The organism is Stenotrophomonas sp. TWI1409, from assembly GCF_039673015.1.
Classification (GTDB): Bacteria; Pseudomonadota; Gammaproteobacteria; order Xanthomonadales; family Xanthomonadaceae; genus Stenotrophomonas; species Stenotrophomonas maltophilia_A.
On sequence record NZ_JBDJKU010000003.1, the window covers coordinates 25,596 to 44,088 of the forward strand.

General features: G+C 64.8%; 19 protein-coding genes. 10 read left to right on the top strand and 9 right to left on the bottom strand.

Annotated features, from left to right (window positions below; translation table 11 throughout):
- Positions 1–3 precede the first annotated feature (3 nt).
- The 6 genes from ABE423_RS01870 to ABE423_RS01895 all read right to left on the bottom strand — a co-directional run bounded on the left by ABE423_RS01870 (position 4) and on the right by ABE423_RS01895 (position 6,034).
- Entirely contained in the window at positions 4–1,269 is a 1,266-nt protein-coding gene (locus ABE423_RS01870) for a TrbI/VirB10 family protein (RefSeq protein ID WP_006374750.1), read from the bottom strand.
- Positions 1,266–2,045, bottom strand: coding sequence for a TrbG/VirB9 family P-type conjugative transfer protein (locus tag ABE423_RS01875; RefSeq protein ID WP_006374751.1), 780 nt, complete (start codon positions 2,043–2,045; stop codon positions 1,266–1,268). The genes ABE423_RS01870 and ABE423_RS01875 overlap by 4 nt, the downstream gene beginning before the upstream one ends.
- A complete protein-coding gene (locus ABE423_RS01880; RefSeq protein ID WP_032129528.1) occupies positions 2,042–3,097 on the bottom strand; it encodes a type IV secretion system protein in 1,056 nt (351 codons plus the stop codon). Before ABE423_RS01880 ends, ABE423_RS01875 begins: the two co-directional genes overlap by 4 nt.
- An 89-nt stretch (positions 3,098–3,186) precedes the next feature.
- The gene (locus ABE423_RS01885) at positions 3,187–3,633 is read right to left on the bottom strand and encodes a hypothetical protein (protein ID WP_032129529.1); all 447 of its coding nucleotides are present in this window, start codon (positions 3,631–3,633) and stop codon (positions 3,187–3,189) included.
- Positions 3,634–4,060: 427 nt separating this feature from the next.
- Complete coding sequence (locus ABE423_RS01890; protein ID WP_346484756.1) at positions 4,061–5,740, bottom strand: type IV secretory system conjugative DNA transfer family protein; 1,680 nt, start codon at positions 5,738–5,740, stop codon at positions 4,061–4,063.
- 36 nt (positions 5,741–5,776) lie between these two features.
- On the bottom strand, positions 5,777–6,034 hold the full coding sequence (locus ABE423_RS01895) for a hypothetical protein (protein WP_006374755.1): 258 nt from the start codon (positions 6,032–6,034) through the stop codon (positions 5,777–5,779).
- Positions 6,035–6,269: 235 nt separating this feature from the next.
- Here ABE423_RS01895 and ABE423_RS01900 point away from each other — a divergent pair, with 235 nt between their 5' ends.
- The gene (locus ABE423_RS01900) at positions 6,270–7,481 is read left to right on the top strand and encodes an MFS transporter (protein WP_285302533.1); all 1,212 of its coding nucleotides are present in this window, start codon (positions 6,270–6,272) and stop codon (positions 7,479–7,481) included.
- A gap of 16 nt (positions 7,482–7,497) precedes the next feature.
- On the opposite strand, the gene ABE423_RS01905 is transcribed toward ABE423_RS01900, so the two are convergent.
- Complete coding sequence (locus ABE423_RS01905) at positions 7,498–7,977, bottom strand: MerR family transcriptional regulator (protein WP_346484761.1); 480 nt, start codon at positions 7,975–7,977, stop codon at positions 7,498–7,500.
- Positions 7,978–8,066: 89 nt separating this feature from the next.
- Here ABE423_RS01905 and ABE423_RS01910 point away from each other — a divergent pair, with 89 nt between their 5' ends.
- From ABE423_RS01910 to ABE423_RS01925, 4 genes are all read left to right on the top strand, one after another.
- Positions 8,067–9,305 carry an NADH:flavin oxidoreductase/NADH oxidase family protein gene (locus ABE423_RS01910; RefSeq protein ID WP_346484763.1) on the top strand — a complete coding sequence of 413 codons (1,239 nt, stop codon included), beginning with the start codon at positions 8,067–8,069 and terminating at the stop codon, positions 9,303–9,305.
- A 93-nt stretch (positions 9,306–9,398) separates the two neighbouring features.
- Positions 9,399–9,875, top strand: coding sequence for a hypothetical protein (locus ABE423_RS01915; protein ID WP_253144259.1), 477 nt, complete (start codon positions 9,399–9,401; stop codon positions 9,873–9,875).
- A 103-nt stretch (positions 9,876–9,978) separates the two neighbouring features.
- Complete coding sequence (locus ABE423_RS01920; protein ID WP_010484830.1) at positions 9,979–10,248, top strand: hypothetical protein; 270 nt, start codon at positions 9,979–9,981, stop codon at positions 10,246–10,248.
- Between the two features lie 125 nt (positions 10,249–10,373).
- Positions 10,374–10,619: a hypothetical protein gene (locus ABE423_RS01925; protein ID WP_049398237.1), complete on the top strand. Its 246-nt coding sequence runs from the start codon at positions 10,374–10,376 to the stop codon at positions 10,617–10,619.
- Between the two features lie 45 nt (positions 10,620–10,664).
- Here ABE423_RS01925 and ABE423_RS01930 read toward each other — a convergent pair whose 3' ends face one another.
- A complete protein-coding gene (locus ABE423_RS01930; protein WP_346484766.1) occupies positions 10,665–12,194 on the bottom strand; it encodes an FAD-dependent monooxygenase in 1,530 nt (509 codons plus the stop codon).
- Between the two features lie 82 nt (positions 12,195–12,276).
- On the opposite strand from ABE423_RS01930, the gene ABE423_RS01935 reads away from it, so the two are divergent.
- Together ABE423_RS01935 and ABE423_RS01940 are read left to right on the top strand one after the other, a co-directional pair.
- The gene (locus ABE423_RS01935) at positions 12,277–12,921 is read left to right on the top strand and encodes a TetR/AcrR family transcriptional regulator (RefSeq protein ID WP_049398239.1); all 645 of its coding nucleotides are present in this window, start codon (positions 12,277–12,279) and stop codon (positions 12,919–12,921) included.
- A gap of 73 nt (positions 12,922–12,994) precedes the next feature.
- Positions 12,995–15,136 (top strand): TonB-dependent receptor, encoded by a 2,142-nt coding sequence (locus tag ABE423_RS01940; protein ID WP_346484768.1) that lies wholly within the window; start codon positions 12,995–12,997, stop codon positions 15,134–15,136.
- Positions 15,137–15,192: 56 nt separating this feature from the next.
- Here ABE423_RS01940 and ABE423_RS01945 read toward each other — a convergent pair whose 3' ends face one another.
- Positions 15,193–15,474: a hypothetical protein gene (locus ABE423_RS01945; protein ID WP_071227584.1), complete on the bottom strand. Its 282-nt coding sequence runs from the start codon at positions 15,472–15,474 to the stop codon at positions 15,193–15,195.
- A 208-nt stretch (positions 15,475–15,682) separates the two neighbouring features.
- Between ABE423_RS01945 and ABE423_RS01950 the strand changes: the two genes are divergently transcribed.
- From ABE423_RS01950 to ABE423_RS01960, 3 genes are all read left to right on the top strand, one after another.
- Complete coding sequence (locus ABE423_RS01950; RefSeq protein ID WP_125893896.1) at positions 15,683–16,357, top strand: response regulator transcription factor; 675 nt, start codon at positions 15,683–15,685, stop codon at positions 16,355–16,357.
- Positions 16,357–17,706 (top strand): HAMP domain-containing sensor histidine kinase, encoded by a 1,350-nt coding sequence (locus ABE423_RS01955; RefSeq protein ID WP_032128607.1) that lies wholly within the window; start codon positions 16,357–16,359, stop codon positions 17,704–17,706. Before ABE423_RS01950 ends, ABE423_RS01955 begins: the two co-directional genes overlap by 1 nt.
- 323 nt (positions 17,707–18,029) lie before the next feature.
- On the top strand, positions 18,030–18,446 hold the full coding sequence (locus ABE423_RS01960) for a hypothetical protein (RefSeq protein ID WP_346484771.1): 417 nt from the start codon (positions 18,030–18,032) through the stop codon (positions 18,444–18,446).
- Positions 18,447–18,493 lie beyond the last annotated feature (47 nt).

The window sequence follows — 18,493 nt, forward strand, 5'->3', positions numbered from 1 at the left end:
GGGTTACCGGCGAGGATGCAGCACGCTCGTGAAGTCGACGTCCTTGGCGACGTACACATTCACGATGGTGCCTTGGTTGATGGTCACGGTCGGCGGGCGACGTTGGCTGAGCGACTCGTTGGCCAGGCGTTCCATGGTGCGCGCGGTGGCGCTCTCATAGGGCGACTGGATGGTCATGCCGTTGTTGGCCACCGTGGTGGTCTCCGGGCCATGTTCGGCGGCGGCGTACTTGAACGCGTCGGCCAACAGGCTGATCATCAGCGCCGAGGCGATACGGCTGCCCCAGTGCGCGCTGTACTGGCCCGGGTGGCCTGCGCCACCCAGCTGATCAACGCCCGGGCTGGACATTGCCACGTCAATACCGTTCGGCGTGGTGATGCGGTCCCAGATCACTTCCACCCGCTTGCCGGTAGGACCACCGCCATAGGCGCCATAGATCTTGGAGCCCTTCGGCAGCAGCAGATTGCGGCCGTTGATCGAGTACACCGGCTCTGTCACCAGGCACGAGGTGTAGCCCGCGATGTCAGTGATGATGCGGGTTTCCAGTACACAGCGCAGATAGGTTCCTCGCACCAGCAGCGCATCGGGACTGCGGATGTAGCTGGCATTGGACACGTCATCCACGTCGGGGCCACGACGCACGCGCGCTGGCGCTGCATTCTGCTGCCCGTTCATCTGCTGCAGCATTGCCCGCGTGTATTCGTCCATGCCCGCCTGCTGCGAGCGCTCCTCATCCTGTGAACCGCCATTGCCAACGAAACCGTCGGCACTGGCACCCATCCGACGTTCGGCAAGCGTCGGACCACGAGGGCCCGCGGAGCGATCTTCCAACGTCACTGGCGGCTCAGGGCGGCTCGGCCCCAATGGAGGCGGCGGCAACATCGGAATCGGATCAACGGGCTGCATTGCCTGCGCCGGACCCGGATCGGTCTGGACAGCATCCGGCAGTGTTGGCGTGCTCGCGCGCGCAACATCCGGCACCTTCGGCGCATCGTCCTTGTCTTGGCCCTTGCGGAACAGCAGGAAGCCCATGGCAACAAGCAGCACCACGATACCGCCCAGGAACAGCAGCGCCTTGCGGTTCAATCGCTGCTCTTCAGCCGAGCGCAGCTGCGGCGCGGCCGCGTCCAGATCCGGTGCAGGCTCAGCCTGGGTCGTGCCGAAGTACGGATTCGTCTGCGCCTCCGGAGCAGCCTGTGCACCGTACGGACTCTGGCTCTCGTCGCGTCCGTTGTTCGGGTCGTTTCCGGGAGTGTTCTGCTGGCTCATTTCTTCACGTTCCTTCGCAGGCCGACGACGAAGTCGCCGTGGCGGATGACCAGGTACGGGTAGGTCCCGTGCACGATCAGCGTATTGCCTTCAACCGTGGTGTTGACCACGAAGTCTTCACCGTATTCCGTTTCACGACCGAACACGGCCGGGAAGATACCGGTCTTGTACTCCGGCGAATTCGGTAGTTTCAGGTAGGTGAAACGGCTGTCGTCGTAGGCGTTGACCGGGATCAGCCAACCCATCTTCTTCGCCTTGCTGGTCGAATAGGAGTAGTTGAAGTTGTACTGGCGGTCCTTGGCCAGTTCAGAGCTCAACAGCGGCTGCGCCTCCTCTTCCACCGCTTCCTGCGCGACGCCGAACACGGTGTCGTTCGGGTAGGTGAAGGCGATCTTGTACTGCACGCCAGCACGACGGGCCTGTTCCAGCTGGCGCCAGTCAGTGGCCACCACCTTGAGCTCGAAGATGTAGGAATGGGTCTCGGTGCGCACCATCATGTTGGTGTCGACGTCGACGTTCTTCGGCTTGAGATAGAACACGTTCTCGCGACGGGTCAGTTCCCAGCCGCTGCTGAAGCCGGTGCTGTAGTCGAGGATCTTCTCGTTCGGGCTCAACTCGATCTGGGTGGTCAGGCCCAGGCCGGTGCGAACCGGATAGATGCGATCCTTCTCGTACTCGTAATGGTCCACCGCCTGCGCCATCGCCGCTGCTGAAAACAACAGCGACAACATCGACAGCAGCGCCAGTGCGCTTCCCCTGATATTTCGACTACTCATCGGTTGCTTGCTCCATCAGCAGTTCCGGTGGAATTGTTCTGCGCCGGCCTCATGGCCGGCTGTCCGGGCATGGCCTGCCCCGGCATTGCTTGCCCCTGCACCGGCTGACCCGGCATGGGCTGCCCCTGTACGGGCTGACCCGGCATCGGCTGGCCCGGCGTCGGGCCATTGGCCGGGACGGCGACCGGCTGGCCGGTGGCCGGATCGATCATCGTGGCCGCGGCCGGGTTGTTGGGATCGTAGACACCCTGGGCCTGCTGCGCGGCCTGTGCAGCCTGCTGCGCCTGCGCCTGCATGGCGCCGTCATCCGGCACCGGGACGCCACGGGAATAGTCGTTGTCGACGCGATACTCGGTGACCTGGAAGGCCAGCGGATTGAGGATGCGATCCTGCTCGGACAGCGCCAGGTTCTGGTTGTAGCCGAAGCGCATCGTCACCAGCTGGTTGTCCAGGTAGGTGGCAACGCCAGTGCGCTTGTCCAGCAGGCTGCGCTGGATGCGCACCGAAGCGCCGCGGAAGCTGCCGTTCGCTTCGGCGCCCAGCGGCGTGATGCTGAGGATCTTGACCCGGATGGCACGCTCGCGGCCATACATCACGAACGGGTTCTGCGGGTTGTTGCCGGCATAGCGCACGCGCATGGACTGCGCCACCGGATCGGTGGACATCACGAACACCAGTTCCCAATCGCGCAGGCCCATCACCGCCGAGTCGTACGACTCGCGCGCCAGTACGTACTGGGCCACATTGCTGCGATTGATCGCTTCGTTGCTGGTAATCGTCTCGCCCTGGAAGGTCCCGCTCAGGCGTGCGACCGTCGCGGTACCCGTGTACGCATCGGCCATCACCAGGAACGGCACCTTCTCCTTCAGCGGCAGCATGTAGTAGTAGCCGCCCGCCAGTGCGAGCGACATCAGCAACGAGCCCGTGGCGACCCACCAGGCACGGCGCTCGCTGCGACGCGCCATGTCGGCCACGGTGATCTCGTAGCTGACCGCCTTGGCGACCGACTGCTCGACCTTGGGACTGTTGCCGGGATCCTTCTTGCGGAACATGGATTCTTCCGTACTGCTGAAACATCAATGGGCATGGAGCCCCTGCGACAGGCGCGGGGAGCGGCACGTTCGATGGTTTCGAGGTGGACTCAGGTGCCGCTGTTGGAATCAGCGCCCTGCGCCGACGCGGTGGGCGTCGAGCCAGCGCTCTGCACAACGATCTGGTTGCCAACAATGGAGACGGAGATGCCTTGCGCCGAATACGCCGAAGTCAGATCGATCACGGCCTGCTGCGCATTGGTGGTGTCAATCTTCGAGACCGCGCCATACAGCGTGAAGTCCGAGCTGAGGCGGTAGTCCAGTGTTCGTCCGGAATCCTTGGCCCAGCGCTCGAGCATGGCTTTGAGCGTGCCATCCATCGGCGAGGCCTGGTAGACGTAGCTGGAATACAGCGGGATCTCGGTCGTCGCCACGGCAAAGCGGTTGACCGGCTTCCAGCGCCCACCGAAATCGGGGGCGGACTTGGTGGCACACCCTGCCACCATCAGCGCCGCAACTGCGGCGATGGAGATTTTCGCGATAAACGCCTGATTCATACGGGCTTCACTTTGACGTACGAAAAAGCAGTCCCGAGCGTTGGTTCCCTGGCCGTCCGGCGCTGCATGGCGCACGCCGGAATCGGGGAGACGCGCTGGCATGCAGCACACCTGCCCCGGCTCCCCTGCAGCCCGAAAGCTGCCAACCAGGTCGCGGGGCCGCCAGACGTTGCCGGCGACACACCCGCACACCCTCACCAACGTCGAAACCATCCTTGTTTCCATGGCACAAACTCCTGGCCACCCTGCGTTACAACTTTTGCCATCCAGCACACACTTCTGGATGACGCACACAGAGTTACACAACCACGCGTCAATTCCATGTCAGACAAGTCTGAAAATCTATGAACAGATGCCGAATTTTTGACTCAGCTCACGCTTTCACGTCGGTGAATATGAATCTACGTCACAAATTTAGCGACGTGAATTAGACGTTAATCATCGGAACGTCGACCTTCGGCAGCAGCCGCGATGTGAAATAGCGATCCTTGTAATAGCGGATCTTGTCGCACTTCACCGGATGCGGTATGCCCTCGTAGAGGAATACTTCCTTGTCCGGCCCCATCGCCTTCAGCTCCTGCGGCAGCATCAGTGCACGCCGCTCTTCGGTGAAGTTGTGGGTCTTCTCACGGGCATGGGTGACGTTCTTCTTGCGGACGGTGGTGTAGCCCAGCATGTCCGAGTAGTCGTTGGCGTCCTGCTGCTCGCGCGGCGCGTACAGGATCTGCAGTGCGTGGTTGGTGATGATCGTGCGTGACACTTCCCGGCCGTAGGTGGCATCAAGCTGGGACATGCTCTGGATGATCGGCAGCAGGCGGATGTTGTAACCGGCCATGTAGGACACCGCCGAGGCGATGATCTCGACCTTGCCGATGGAGGTGAATTCGTCCATCAACAGCAGGCACTGGTACTTCAGGTCCGGGTTGGACTTGGGCAGTTCCTTGGTGTTGAGGTTGATCAACTGGCTGAAGAACAGGTTGATGATCAATCGGCTCTCGGCCAGCTTGTTGGGCTGGATGCCGATGTAGATGGTCATCTTCTTCTTGCGGACATCGGTCAGCAGGAAGTCGTTGCTGCTGGTGGCCTTGTCCAGCACCGGATTGATCCAGGGATTGAGCGGCTCCTTGAAGGTGCCCAGGATCGAGGCGAAGGTCTCATCGGCCTGGGACAGCATGTTGGCGAATGCCGAACGTGCGTTGCCACTGAGGAACGACCGCTCCGACAAGGCCTTGAGGTACTTCTTCAGATCGGTGCCGTCGCCCGATGACAACCGGTAGACAGCGCCCAGCGTCGGCGTGCCCGAGCCGCCCGGGAATCCGCTGCTGCGCTCGTCATCCCAGTTCTCGAACAGATACAGGGTGAAGGCCATGAACGCATTGCGCGCCTGGCTGACCCAGAATTTCTGGTCCTCGGCCCCGTCCGGATACAACATTGCGGCGATGCTCATCAGGTCCGAGACACGGAACGCCGGGTCATCGGACACATAGCTGAGCGGGTTCCAGCGGTGCGTGCGCCGATCTTCAGCGAAGGGATTGAACAGGTAGATCTCCTGCCCTTGGCTGGCACGCCAGCCACTGGTCAGGTCGAAGTTCTCCTGCTTGATGTCCAGCACCACCAGCGATTCGCCGTACTCCAGCAGGTTCGGGATGACGACGCCCACGCCCTTGCCTGAACGGGTGGGCGCTGCAAGGATCACGAACTGCTGGCCGTCCAGCCGCACCAGCTTGCCGCCATGGCTGCCAACCACGATGCTCTGGCCGGTCTTCTTGAACATGCCGTGCTTGGACAGGTCGGCGCCGGTGGCAAAGCGCGCGTCGCCGTGCAACGAGCGCTTGTCCTTCTTCAGCAGCAGCACCAGGCCGGTCACCAGCAGGACCAACAGCGGCAGGCCGAAGCCGAGATAGCCGGCCCACTTGATCTTGCCCACGAACGGCGCGACCTGCGGCTGGCCAATGGCGTGGTAATACTGGTAGTACGTGTTCCAGGTGAACAGCTTGGTGTCCAGCCCCAGCAACAACAGGGTCAGGTAACCGGAAAACACGAAACCAAGCAGCAGGGTCGCCAGCGTGATGATGGCGATGAGCAGATACTTCTTACTGGGCAACACCCGGATCCTCCATGATGCGCACAAGGGCGCGACGGCCTAGCGGCGGCGCCAGCGCGACGCCTTCTTCCGCAGGTGGTTTTCGTTCTCCAGCCCGGGCTCTTCGCCCTCTTCACGCACCAGTGCCTGCAGGCGTTGGCGCGCTTCGGCCAGCGACATCAGGTCGGTCAGACGATCCCCATCGTCGGCGACGACCGCATGGCCGACCACATCGCCCGGAGCGTACACCGGCGCGTAGGACACCGCTACCAGCTGATAGCGGCCGCGCGTCTCCAGCACATGCCTGAATTCCTGCATCGACATCCTCCTTGTTCCAGCACTCCGCAGCCCCTGTGTTTCGCATCATGCCGACGTCCATGTCGTCATTACATGCAGGACGCCGACAACAATGCGCCGAACCTGCTTTCGTACCGAGCCCGTGCCCGGCTTGCCGCAACCCCACGGATCAAACGCTGATTTACCCCCAGCGTGGCTGCTGCTGTTGCGGTGCAGCAGTACAATGCACGGCTCCCCGCCCCCATCGCGCCCCCGCATGAGCCCCAACTCTTCCCTGGCTGCGCGGCTGACGCCCCGTCAGCGCACCCTGATCATCCTTGCCCTGTCCCTGGGCGGCTTCGCCATCGGTACCAGCGAGTTCGCCAGCATGGGCCTGATGCTGGAGATCAGCCGTGGCCTGTCGATCAGCGAAACCCAGGTCGGCCACCTGATCAGCGCCTATGCCATCGGCGTGGTCGTCGGTGCGCCGATCCTCGCCTTCGTCGGCGCCAGCTTCCCGCGCCGCAAGCTGCTGCTGGCACTGATGGGCTTCTATGCTGTCGGCAACCTGGCCAGCGCACTGGCACCGAACTACGGCACGATGCTGATCGCACGTTTCGTTGCCGGCCTGCCGCATGGGGCCTACTTCGGCGTGGCGATGCTGGTGGCCGCCGCGATCAGTCCGGCCGGCCAGCGCGGCCAGGCGATGTCGCGCGTACTGCTGGGCCTGTCGATCGCGATCCTGGTCGGCAATCCGCTGACCACCTGGCTGGGCCAGCAGCTGAGCTGGCGCACCGCCTTTGCCCTGGTCAGCATGCTGGCCATCGCCACCGTGGCGATGATCGCGCGCTTCCTGCTGCCCGACCCGGACGAGGTGCGCACCTCGCCGATGCGCGAACTGCGTGCCTTCAACACCACCCAGGTGTGGCTGGCACTGGCGATCGGCGCGGTCGGTTTCGCCGGCATGTTCTGCGTGTTCACCTACCTGGCGCCGACCCTGGTGCAGGTCACCGGCGTGGCCGAATCGTGGATGCCGCTGGCCGTGGGCGTGTTCGGCATCGGCGCGATCATCGGCAACATCGCCGGTGGCTGGCTGGTGGACAAGTTCCACTTCAAGGCCGCCGCGGTGGTGCTGCTGTGGTCGATCGTGATGCTGCTGCTGTATCCGCTGGCCGCACAGTCAGTGTGGACCATCGGCCCGATGATCATCACCGTCGGCACCATGGGTGCGCTGGCTGCGGTGCTGCAGACCCGCCTGATGGACGTGGCCGGCGAAGCCCAGACCCTGGCCGCCGCCTCCAACCATGCCGCCTTCAATACCGCCAACGCGCTCGGCCCGTGGCTGGGTGGCATGGCGATCAGCGCCGGCTTCAGCCCGGCCAGCACCGGCTACGTCGGTGCGGCCACCGCCATCGGCGGCCTGCTGCTGTGGTGCGTGGCGGTGATGCTGGACAAGAAGCGCAAGAGCGCCGTCGCCGGCAGCCTCTGAACATCGCGCCGGATCGTCATTCGCTGCCCGTGCGGCGGCGGCGATCCGGCCGCAGCAACGCGGTATCGCCGGCCGCCAGGGTCGGCCGCGCCAGCTCACCACGCTTCACCCGGTCCAGCACCCGCTGCGAATTGGCCGCGCAATCGATGCCCTCCGGCCGCGCCTGGATATCTTCGATCAGGGCCAGCAGGTGCGCACGGCTCTGTGCCAGCCGCAACTGCAGCGCTTCGATGTCGGCCACCTTCTGCTGCAGCATCGTGATCAGTGCCTCGTGCTGCCACTGGCCCATGTCCGGCGGCAACAGCGCGCGGATCTCTTCCAGGCTGAAACCGGCGCGCTGCGCACCGGTGATCAGTTCCAGCAGCAGCACCGCCTGCTCCGGATAATCGCGGTAGCCGTTGGCCTGGCGCTGGACCACCAACAACCCGGCCTCTTCGTAGAAGCGGATGCGCGACGCTGCCAGGCCCGTGCGGCGGGCCAGCTCACCGATCTTCATCTGCCTGAACCCTCGACATGGAAGCCTGTTGACCTTCAATCAAACTTGAAGGTTAGCGTAGCCCCATTCCCCTGTCCTGGAGCTGTCCGATGTCGCTGTTCTCGCCCCTGGCACTGCCATCCGGTGCCGTCATCCGCAACCGCATCGCCAAGGCGGCGATGGAGGAAAACATGGCCGACGCCGACCACGCTCCCTCCGAAGCGCTGCTGCAGTTGTACCAGCGCTGGGCCGACGGCGGCGCCGGACTGATCATCACCGGCAACGTGATGGTCGATGGGCGCGCCATGACTGGGCCCGGCGGCGTGGTACTGGAGGATGACCGCCACCTCGACCGCTTCACTGCCTGGGCGGACACTGCCCGCTCGCGGGGTGCGCAGATGTGGATGCAGATCAATCACCCGGGGCGGCAGATGCCGGCCGCACTCGGTCAACCCGCGCTCGCGCCGTCGGCCGTTGCATTGCAGATGGGCGCGCTGTCCAAGCAGTTCGCACCGCCGAAGGCGATGACCGAGGACGACATCGACTCGGTGATCGCGCGCTTCATCCGCAGTGCCGAACTGGCCGAGCGCGCCGGTTTCAGCGGGGTGGAGATCCATGCCGCGCACGGCTACCTGCTCAGCCAGTTCCTGTCGCCGTTGTCGAACCGGCGCGAAGACCACTGGGGCGGCAGCCTGGAAAACCGTGCGCGCCTGCTGCTGGAGATCGTGCAGGGTGTACGCGCGGCGGTGGCGCCCACATTCGTGGTGGCGGTGAAGCTCAATTCCGCCGATTTCCAGCGCGGCGGTTTCTCGCCCGAGGATGCGCGCGCCGTGGTGGAGATGCTGGCCCCCCTCGGCGTGGATCTGGTCGAACTGTCCGGCGGCAGCTATGAAGCACCGGCCATGACCGGCGCCGCACGCGACGATCGCAGCGTGGCCCGCGAAGCGTACTTCCTCGAATTCGCACGCGAGATCGCCACGGTGGCAACGATGCCGTTGATGGTCACCGGCGGCATCCGCCGCCGCGAGGTCGCAGAACAGGTGCTGGCCAGCGGCATAGCCATGGTCGGCATCGCCACCGCACTGGCGATCGAGCCGGATATGCCACAGCACTGGCAGCAGGGCCGCGACCCGGCGCCGACGCTGCGCAACATCAACTGGCGCAGCAAGCCGCTGGCGGCCAGCGCGCACATGGCGGCAGTGAAGTATCAGCTGGGCCGGTTGAGCCGGCGCCGCCCCACCGCACCCACGGTTTCACCGGCATGGGCACTGCTGCTGGCACAGGCGGCCGCACAGTGTCGGACCCGCCGCTACCGGCGCTGGATCAGCGCCCGCGCCATCGCACATTGAGCCGCGCGGTCTTCTCATCGCTGCAGCGATGCGCCACCATCTGCAGGATCGGCGGCAGTCCGCCGCCGGTCGCAGCACGCAGAAGGAACCACCGTGGCAGCAGGATCAAACAGGAACCGCGAAAAGCTGCTCGATGACCTGCTCTCGCTGGGCCGCAACTGGGCACTTGCCATCGCCATCGCCGGTGCCGGGGCTGCCGTCCATTACAACGAATCGGTCTACGAGGCCGGGCTCTGGCGCGGCCTGTTGCCCACGCTCTGCTTCCTGGTCGCGATCATCTGGATCGTGCTCAGCATCATCCGTTTCGACCTGACCATCCAGCAGCACTTCGAGCGCAAGCTGTCGCGCTGGCTCAGCCGCCTGCTGTATGTCGTGCTGCTCGGCACCGGCATCACCGCCGTGTTCTTCGTCACCGAGCTGGCAGAGAACAACCATATTGCGCGGATGTGCGACTCGGTAGCCAACGAACCCGGCAGCCGCATCCACAGGTCGGCCGAATGCCAGCGCCTGTATCAGCACCGCGCTGCCTACCGGCAACGGTTGGAATCGGCCGAGGGTGAGTTCGACTGAGGCCTGCATCGGCCCTGCATCGCGTGCGCGAAAAACACATGGCGTGGATATGTGATCGGGCACAGTGGCTGCGCCTCCCTTGCAGCAAACGAACGCCGCCGACATGCACCACCCGCCCGCCCCTGCCCGTCACGATGCCATCGCTCTGCAGGCTGGCGTGCTCGGCAGTGTGCTGGGCGTGACACTGTTCAAGGCGATCGCACTGTCAGCGCTGGCGAGTGGCTCTTTGATGGTGATCGGGCTGTGGCTGCTGGCCTGTGCGCTGCTGGCTGCCTGGGCACTGGCCGCCTGCCTGGCCTGCCTTGCGCTCAGCCGGCGCGTATTCGTGCTGATGCTGGCGCTGAGCATGATGCTGATGATCTGCGTGGCCTGACAGCAGCAGGCGCCGGACTATCGCGCATCTGTTACAGAATAACAAGTGTGATTGGTCGGATTGTCTGCGCCCGGTGTCACGGATTTGAATTCCATGGCCAGCCCGGCACCACCCGAGACCCTCCCATGAACCTGCAGCCCCTGCTCCGCACCACCCTCGTCGCCATCACTCTGGCCTCGCTCAGCGCCTGTGCAACCTATGACGACAGCAACATGCATCAGGCCTGCCAGGAGTCGCCGCATCTGAAGGACCTGCCGCGCGAAGTGGCTGCCCGCGAGAGCCGCTGCAACAAGAGCATGGAAGTGTGGTCGAGCGAGCGCAAGGGCAGTGACCGGCCGATCGACCTGAGCGGCAAGAAGAAGGATCTGTAACCGCACCCGGCGCAGCCCACATCGGCTGCGCCTCCGCCCTGTACGTCAGTCAGCCTCCGGCAGTCCGAACCCGCGCTGCAACGCTTGGCGCAACCCTGCCTGATCACCTCCCGCATCGCAGGCCCACGCGACAATTCCATCGGGCCTCACCAGTACCGCCCCCAGGCCGAGCGCATCGTCCACCGCCGAGGCAATGCGGGTGAACGGCTGCCGCCAACGGTCGACGGGGTTGTACGAAGCGCCGTTCTCATCGAGCACAAGCAACACCCCCTGCCCCGTCCTCAGCACCTCTCCCATGCGGCGGCCATCGGCCAGCAGGAAGTCCGGCACGCTGCGACCGGCCAATGGATGGCCATCGCCCAGATCGAGCTGTCGCGACACGCACCAGACCCGTTCGGCCAGATAGGTGGCGCCATCGCGGGTGCCGGCCAGATCGGCCATGACCGCCGCCAACGCGCGCGAACCGGCTCCAGGACGCATCAGCGCAACCTGCGCGCGCGACCAGTCCAGTACGTTGGCGCCAATTGGATGCCGTTCCGCGTGATAGCTGTCCAGCAGCGCCACGTCAGCGTCACCGCGTATCACGCTGGCGAGTTTCCAGCCCAGGTTCATCGCATCGCCGATGCCCAGATTCAGGCCCTGCCCTCCCAACGGGGAATGCACGTGCGCAGCGTCGCCTGCCAGCAGCACGCGGCCGTTGCGATAGGCGCTGGCCTGGCGCGCACCATCGGTCCAGGTGCTGTGCAGATGCAGCGCGGTGATGGTCACGTCGCGGGCAGACACACGTCGCAGCAGCGATTGCGCTTCATCCAGCGCGAGAGGTTTTCGATGCCCGGCACCGCCATCGAAATCGGCAAGCGCGAGCACACCGGGGGGATTGAAATTGCACATGCCCTGCGCGGTGTACTGACGGCCCGGGGTCAGCACGCCGGGATCTTCCAGATCGACCTGCAGCGAATGACCGGTGAATTCGGGATCCGTGCCGATGAAACTGAAACCGCATTGCTTGCGCACTGTGCTGCGGCCTCCATCGCAACCTACCAGCCAGCGACCACGTACCGCCCCGTCAGCGGTCTCGATCTCCACTTCGGTTGCACCGGCGCGCACCGCCTGTACCGCACGCCCGCGTTCGATGCGCACGCCCAGCGTGGTCGCACGTTCGGCCAAGACCGTTTCCAGGGCCTGCAGCTCCACCGCCATCTGGCTGCCCACCGGCGACGGCAGGCGCCAGGTCCAGCGCGTGCGGTCGACGTCGTCCAAGGCAAACGGTATTCCGGCGAAGTGGCCGCCCAGCGCCCGCGGCTGCGCGAGCCAATGGGCGGTGCCGGGCGGCGGCGCCCCCTTCTCGGGCTTGAGCACCTGTGTCGCGGCGACCGCGTCCAACAGGCCGCGCCGATCCAATGCCTCCAGCGTAGAGGCGTTCAAGCCGCGCAGCCCGAATGGCAAGCGCTTCAACGGCGAGCCGGCGGACCTGGCCTGCTCCAGCACCAACACCGAACAGCCGGCCAGGGCCAGCTCGCAGGACAGGAACAGGCCGACCGGGCCAGCCCCGGCAATGACGACGTCGTACAGCATCGGAATTCCTTGTGAGCACCGGGCCGGCACTCTGGCGAAGCGAATGCTACACTCGGTGTACGTTTCCACAAGTGAACCGCCCATGACCCCGCCTCCAGGTCGTCGCGAACAACGCAAGGCCGAGACCCGACAAGCGATTTCGGACGTCGCCACCGAGCTGATCATCCGGCGTGGCTTCGAGGCCGTCTCCATGTCCGAAATCGCCGAAGCCGCGGGCGTCTCACGCAAGACGGTCTTCAACTACTTCGCCAGCAAGGAAGACCTGGTGTTCGATCGCGATGAGGAGGCGCGCATGCTGCTGCGCGAGGGCATGATGGCGCGCAGCGGCATGACCCCGCTGGCGGCCTTCCAGTCACTGGTGCGCGAGTTGCTGGAGGCTGGCCATCCGCTGCTGCGCATCAATGCCGGCGCTGCCGCCTTCTGGGGCACCGTGGCGGAGAGCCCGGTACTGGTCGCGCACGCGCGACGGCTGCAGGCGCAGTTGACTGACGACCTGGCGCGATTGATGGCCGACGCTGCCGGCCGGCCAGAACATGACGCCGAAGCGCGATTGGGCGCGGCCATGCTGCTGGCGTCGATGGTGGCGGCCTATGAGAAGGGATTGGCAAGCCAACTGCAGGGCGAGGACCCGCGTGAGGCCATGCTGCAGCTGATCGTGCGCGGCGCCACCGGGGTACTGGTGGCCTTGGCGGGCACCCCGTATACGGACCCCGGCGCGCGTCCATAACGCATTCGGGGGATAGGTCACGAAGTGTTGCAAATGTTAATCTTTCTCATTTGCAGACACACCCCCTCTCCCGATGCCTTTTCCAATGCCCCTGCAACGCGCCCTGTGCCTGGCACTGACCCTGCCCCTGGCAACCCTTGCCCATGCTGTCGAGCCCTCCACTCCCGCGCCAAAGGACCTGGACAAGGTCGAAGTTCGCGGACGTGCACAGACCCTGTACCGGGTGGACGATGCTGCGGTCGGCACCCGCACGGATACACCGCTGGAGCTGGTCCCACAATCGATCCAGGTCATCCCGCGTGAACTGATCGACGATCAGGCCGCGCGTCAGGTGACCGACCTCTATCGCAGCATCAGCGGCATCAGCTACTTCAGCTATGCCGGGGTGACCCTGCGCGGCTTCCGCCAGGAGAACGTGCTGTATGACGGCCTGCGCGGCGACCCGTATGCAGGTTTCTCGGTCCCGCAGTTGTTCAACATCGAGCGCGTGGAAGTGCTGAAGGGACCGGCAGGTGCGCTGTATGGCGGTGGTGATGCAGGCGGCGTCATCAACTATGTAACCCGCAAACCGAAAGCCAGTGCCGGACACAACATCGAGATCCAGCTGGGCGACAAGAACTTCCGTGCCGGATCGATCGAGGGTACCGGGCCGTTGAATGCCTCCGGCAGCGTGCGCTATCGCGCCGGGCTGTATGCCGACAGTGAAAAGGGCGTGCGCTGGAACACCGACAGCGAAAGCGTGATCGGCGACGCCTCGCTGGCCTTCGACATCGGCCAGACCGGCGAGCTGGTGCTGCAGTTCACCGACATCACCCAGAACCTCGGCGGCAACCGCCTGCGCGGCGTGCCGGTGAATGATGCGGGCACCTTCCTGACCGACCGCCGCTGGAACCACAACGAGGCCAGCGACTTCCTCGACATGCGCGCCAAAGTGGCGCTGGCGCAGTACCGCTTCGCACCACGCGACAATCTGGATGTGGACTTCGCCGCTCGCTGGTTCAGCAACAACGAGCACCAGATGTACCACGAGCCGATGGGCCTGATCGATCGTGACCGCGATGGCGTGGCCGAGTGGATGACCCGCCAGCTGCGCAACCAGATCCGCGACAACGAAGCATTCACTGCCAACGGTAATGCAGTCTGGCGGGTGACCACCGGCACCGTCGAGCACAAGGTGTTGTTCGGTGCGGACGTGTATCAGCTGGATGCGGATTTCACTGCACAGACCGCCAACAGCGCCGACCTTGCACGTGGTGCGGGGCCGGTGCGCGGCATCGACCTGTTCAATCCCGTGTACGGCGACAGTACCTGGCACGACTACAACCTGGCGGCCCTGCCCTGGCGCAGCACGTCCACCCGCAGCAAGCGCTATGGCGGCTACCTGCAGGACGAACTGGCACTGGGCACACGCTGGCATGTGCTGGCCGGGTTGCGCTGGGATGGCTTCAAGGACGACGACCGCATTGCCGGCAGCAGCGTGGATGGCAACGACCTCAGCTGGCGGCTGGGCAGCACGTTCACCGTCCGCGAAGGCCTGAATGTCTACGCCAATGTGGCCAGCGGCTTCGTACCGCAGAGTGCTACCAACCAGAACCCCGCCGCTGGCGGGCCGTTCGATGCAGAACGCAGCAAGCAGTGGGAAGTGGGCATGAAGTCCCTGCTGGCCGACCGTGTGACCTTGAACATGGCCGCCTACCGGATCGACCGCAGCAATATCGTGCAGGCCACCGGCGAAGTGATCGGTGGCGTGAACCAGTTGGCCGCGCTGGGCCTGGTGCGCAGTACCGGCATGGAGCTGGATCTGCTGGCCGACCTCACCGAGCGCTGGGTGCTGAATCTGACCTACGCCTACAACGATGCGCGGGTGAAGGATGCAGGCCCGAATGGCATCACCAACGCTTCCGGCGACCGATTCGCCAATGCGCCACGCAACAAGCTGGGAATGTGGACGCGCTACGACCTGCCGTCGATCAACTCCGCCATCGGCTTTGGTGCTGACCATGTAGGTGAGCGCGTCAGTCTGGACGGGCAGACGGTCAAGGCTTACACCGTGTTCGACATGAGCTGGAAGACCACATGGAAGCAGTGGCAGTTCCAGGCCAACGTCAAGAACCTGTTCGACAAGGTATATGCAGCCAGCGGTTTCATCGCGCGCAACGGGCATTTCCCGGGTGAGCCGCGGCGGGTGTACGTGCAGGCCGCTTACAGCTTCTGACGCAGGGCTGGGGGCGGTGATGATGGGGAGGTGGCAACCCACCTCCCCTGTGGGTGTCAGTGCGAGCAGGCCACCAGCATCGAGCGGGTGGCCATCTGGGTGGAAGTGAAGCCATTCTTGTTGCCCACCGCGATGGCGTTGCCGTCGTCGCCATCCTTGCTGAAGACTACATAGCCGCCTGGGCACATCTGTCCGGCCTTTTCGTAGCAGCCACTCCATGAACTGGAGCCGCTGCAGTCGATGGAGACGCCGCGCCGGCCATCAGGGGTAACGGTCATCTTCGCGGTGGTACAGCCACCCAACGCGGCCACGAGCAACAACGGAACGAACAACTTCATGGGTACTCCAGGGATTGGGGGGCAGCGAGTGGGCGCCAAGGCTGGAGTGCCTGGATTGCGCGAACCTTGCGCCGACAGCGTGTTTCCTGCGTCACCACAGCCGTGCGGAAGATCGGGAAGGCACGCCATGTTCACGCAATGTTCCTGTAATACGGTGCCGGCGCGTGCCGAACCGCCCTGCCACGCCCTTCCTGCCCAAGCCCTGCCGATGCACATCCTGCTGATCGAAGACGAAGCCGAACTGGCCGCCACCCTGAAATCCGCCCTGCAGCGCGAGCGCTACGTGGTGGACCTGGCCAACACGCTGGCGCTGGCCCGCGAAGCGGCCCTGTGCGGATCGCACAATCTGGTGCTGCTGGACCGCACCCTGCCCGACGGTGACGGGCTGGGATTGATTTCCCTGCTGCGTGAGCGCAACCCCGGGGTGCCGATCATCGTGCTGAGCGCGCTGGGCCAGCTGCCGGACCGCATCGCCGGCCTGGATGAGGGCGCGGACGACTATCTGACCAAGCCCTTCGCACTTGAGGAACTGTTCGCCCGCATCCGCGCTGCAGGGCGCCGGCCGAGCGGCATGCAGGTGGAACTGGTCAGCATCGGCCGGTTGGTGTTCGACCCGGCATCGGGTGAAGCCAGTGTGGGTGGGCAACGGCTTGAGCTGCCGCGCCGCGAGATCCGTGTGCTGACCGCGTTGGCCCGGCGGCTGGGGCGCACCGTGCTGCGCGAATCGATTGAGATGGCGGTGTATGGATTCGATGACGGCATCCATTCCAACACGCTCGACTCGCACGTCTCGCGCCTTCGCCGCAAGCTGGCCGATGCCGATGCAGGAGTAGAGATACACGCCATCCGTGGCGTCGGCTATCTGATGCGGGAAGCCAAGTAATGGCGCGTCGTCCCTCGCTGAAGCGCCCGTTGATCGTCAAAACGCTGATCTATCAGCTGCTGGCGTTGCTGGTGGCGTTCTTCGCGCTGCTGATGGTGCTGATACGTGCCGACAGCGGTGGCTACTACACCATCCAGACCTTCGCGCCGGTGGCGGCCGACGCGGTGCACCGCGACCGCAATGGCGACCTCTACGTGCAGAACACGCCGGAACTGGCCGAACTGCTGAAGGTCGTTCCCGGTGCATGGTTCATCGCCGAGGATGAGCACGGCCACCACGTTACGTTCGGGCCTGTGCCGCCGGCCTATGCCTCGCTGGTTGGCGCACTGGATGGCATCCCCTTTGGCGACCTGCGCGGGCGCGACCGCAGCGATGGCCTGGCCGTCGTGGTCCGCCAGCACAGCGGGCCGGCGGGCAAGCTGACCATCATGGCCCATGGCGAAACCGATACGCTGACCTGGCAGATGGCGTTGGCGGCACACATCATCACCCTGCCGATCTTCCTGCTGCTGGGCCTGGCCACCATCGTCCTGACACCGATCATCGTAAGACGAGCTTTGGCCGGGGTGGAGCGCATCGCCCAGGAAGCCCGCAACATCTCCGCCAGTCGGCGCGGTGTCCGCCTGACAGAAACCGCGGTGCCGGTGGAGATCGCTCCGTTGGTGACGGCGGTGAATGAAGCACTGGAGCGGCTGGACGAGGGGCACGAGCGGCAACGCCGCTTCATCGCCGCCGCCGCGCATGAGCTGCGCACCCCCATTGCGATTCTGAGGGTGAAGGTCGATGCGGCCGACGACGCCACCTCGCGCAACCTGGCCGTGGAAGTGGCACGGTTGGCGACGCTGGCAGAGCAGTTGCTGGATCTGCACCGCATGGACGAAGACGGGCCGAAGGAAACCATCAACCTGGCGCGGGTGGCCAAACGGGTGGCCGCCGATCTGGCGCCGCTGTTGATCCAGTCGGACAAGACCGTAGCCGTGGCGGTGGAATCGCACTTCCCGGTGTTCGGCGAGACCGGCGCAGTGGAGCGGGTAATCTCCAACCTGGTGCTGAATGCTGCCGAACATGGCGGACGCCAGATCATCGTGCGCGTTCAGGGCAGCTGCCTGGAGGTCGAGGACGACGGCCCCGGCATACCGGTCGACCAGCGCGAACGGGTTTTCGAACCCTTCCAGCGGCTGCGCCCGCGGCAGACAGGCGCAGGACTGGGGTTGAACCTGGTGCGCCAGGTGATCGACCGCCACGGCGGCCACGTCACGATTCTGGATGCGCCTGGCGGTGGTGCATTGATCCGTGTTGAGTTTCCACTGCACCCGGGCGTAACCAGCGCGCCACCGCTGGAGCACTGAACACACCGCATGCACCTGTGTAACTGGCACCTGTCCATGCGAAGCCGGTAGCGAGGACAGGCAAGGTTGCGGCAATGTTCGCTGCACAGCATCGGGGTGTGGCACCTGCCGTGCCACCGCGTTCCGATCTGACAGGAAGCCTGCATGTGACCCAGGGAGCTCCTCCACCGTCCTCTTCCACGCGCACTGTGCCACCGCGGAATTCGCCGGGCCTTACCGCTGCCGCGTGGAATCGCCGCCCGCGTAGTGGCCGCGCGCTCGGCCTGGAACATTGGCCGCATTGGCTGCGGGCAGTTCCCGAATCCGAGCGCGCAGGTGTATTGATGCGGTTGTTCGGCGCCTTGTTCCTGCTGCTGCCCGGCATTGCACTGGCGGCTTCAACGTACAGGCACGCGAGCGCTGTGGCGGCCGCTGCTGTGCTCCTGTTCGTTGCCGTGCATGCCGCGCTGCATGGGTTGGCGGCAAGGCGCGCGGCAACCTCCCGCCCGATGCCACCACTGCTGCGCGCTCTGGATGATCATGCCGCTGGGATAATGATTGCCAGCGCGCTGCTGATCAGCATCGGTGCAGGGATGACGAAGCTGCCTGTTCCAGCATTCTTCTGGTTGTTGGCCGGCGCGGTGAGTCAACTCCTCGCTGCGCGATTGGCAGGTCACCGGCTGCGCAATGCACTGCTGGTTCTCGGTAGCGCCCTGCAGTTCATCGCCGTAGCATTGCTCGCCCTTCCTGCCGCACGCTGACACAGCGATAGCCCCGCAAGGTTCACGCAACCCAGCGCATCGAGACT

What these genes read in the sequence shown, in the direction of transcription:
- ABE423_RS01870 (WP_006374750.1), bottom strand. Translation starts at nt 1,269, where the DNA reads ATGAGCCAGCAGAACACTCCCGGAAACGACCCGAACAACGGACGCGAC.
- ABE423_RS01875 (WP_006374751.1), bottom strand. Translation starts at nt 2,045, where the DNA reads ATGAGTAGTCGAAATATCAGGGGAAGCGCACTGGCGCTGCTGTCGATG.
- ABE423_RS01880 (WP_032129528.1), bottom strand. Translation starts at nt 3,097, where the DNA reads ATGTTCCGCAAGAAGGATCCCGGCAACAGTCCCAAGGTCGAGCAGTCG.
- ABE423_RS01885 (WP_032129529.1), bottom strand. Translation starts at nt 3,633, where the DNA reads ATGAATCAGGCGTTTATCGCGAAAATCTCCATCGCCGCAGTTGCGGCG.
- ABE423_RS01895 (WP_006374755.1), bottom strand. Translation starts at nt 6,034, where the DNA reads ATGCAGGAATTCAGGCATGTGCTGGAGACGCGCGGCCGCTATCAGCTG.
- ABE423_RS01900 (WP_285302533.1), top strand. Translation starts at nt 6,270, where the DNA reads ATGAGCCCCAACTCTTCCCTGGCTGCGCGGCTGACGCCCCGTCAGCGC.
- ABE423_RS01905 (WP_346484761.1), bottom strand. Translation starts at nt 7,977, where the DNA reads ATGAAGATCGGTGAGCTGGCCCGCCGCACGGGCCTGGCAGCGTCGCGC.
- ABE423_RS01910 (WP_346484763.1), top strand. Translation starts at nt 8,067, where the DNA reads ATGTCGCTGTTCTCGCCCCTGGCACTGCCATCCGGTGCCGTCATCCGC.
- ABE423_RS01920 (WP_010484830.1), top strand. Translation starts at nt 9,979, where the DNA reads ATGCACCACCCGCCCGCCCCTGCCCGTCACGATGCCATCGCTCTGCAG.
- ABE423_RS01925 (WP_049398237.1), top strand. Translation starts at nt 10,374, where the DNA reads ATGAACCTGCAGCCCCTGCTCCGCACCACCCTCGTCGCCATCACTCTG.
- ABE423_RS01930 (WP_346484766.1), bottom strand. Translation starts at nt 12,194, where the DNA reads ATGCTGTACGACGTCGTCATTGCCGGGGCTGGCCCGGTCGGCCTGTTC.
- ABE423_RS01935 (WP_049398239.1), top strand. Translation starts at nt 12,277, where the DNA reads ATGACCCCGCCTCCAGGTCGTCGCGAACAACGCAAGGCCGAGACCCGA.
- ABE423_RS01940 (WP_346484768.1), top strand. Translation starts at nt 12,995, where the DNA reads ATGCCTTTTCCAATGCCCCTGCAACGCGCCCTGTGCCTGGCACTGACC.
- ABE423_RS01945 (WP_071227584.1), bottom strand. Translation starts at nt 15,474, where the DNA reads ATGAAGTTGTTCGTTCCGTTGTTGCTCGTGGCCGCGTTGGGTGGCTGT.
- ABE423_RS01950 (WP_125893896.1), top strand. Translation starts at nt 15,683, where the DNA reads ATGCACATCCTGCTGATCGAAGACGAAGCCGAACTGGCCGCCACCCTG.
- ABE423_RS01955 (WP_032128607.1), top strand. Translation starts at nt 16,357, where the DNA reads ATGGCGCGTCGTCCCTCGCTGAAGCGCCCGTTGATCGTCAAAACGCTG.
- ABE423_RS01960 (WP_346484771.1), top strand. Translation starts at nt 18,030, where the DNA reads ATGCGGTTGTTCGGCGCCTTGTTCCTGCTGCTGCCCGGCATTGCACTG.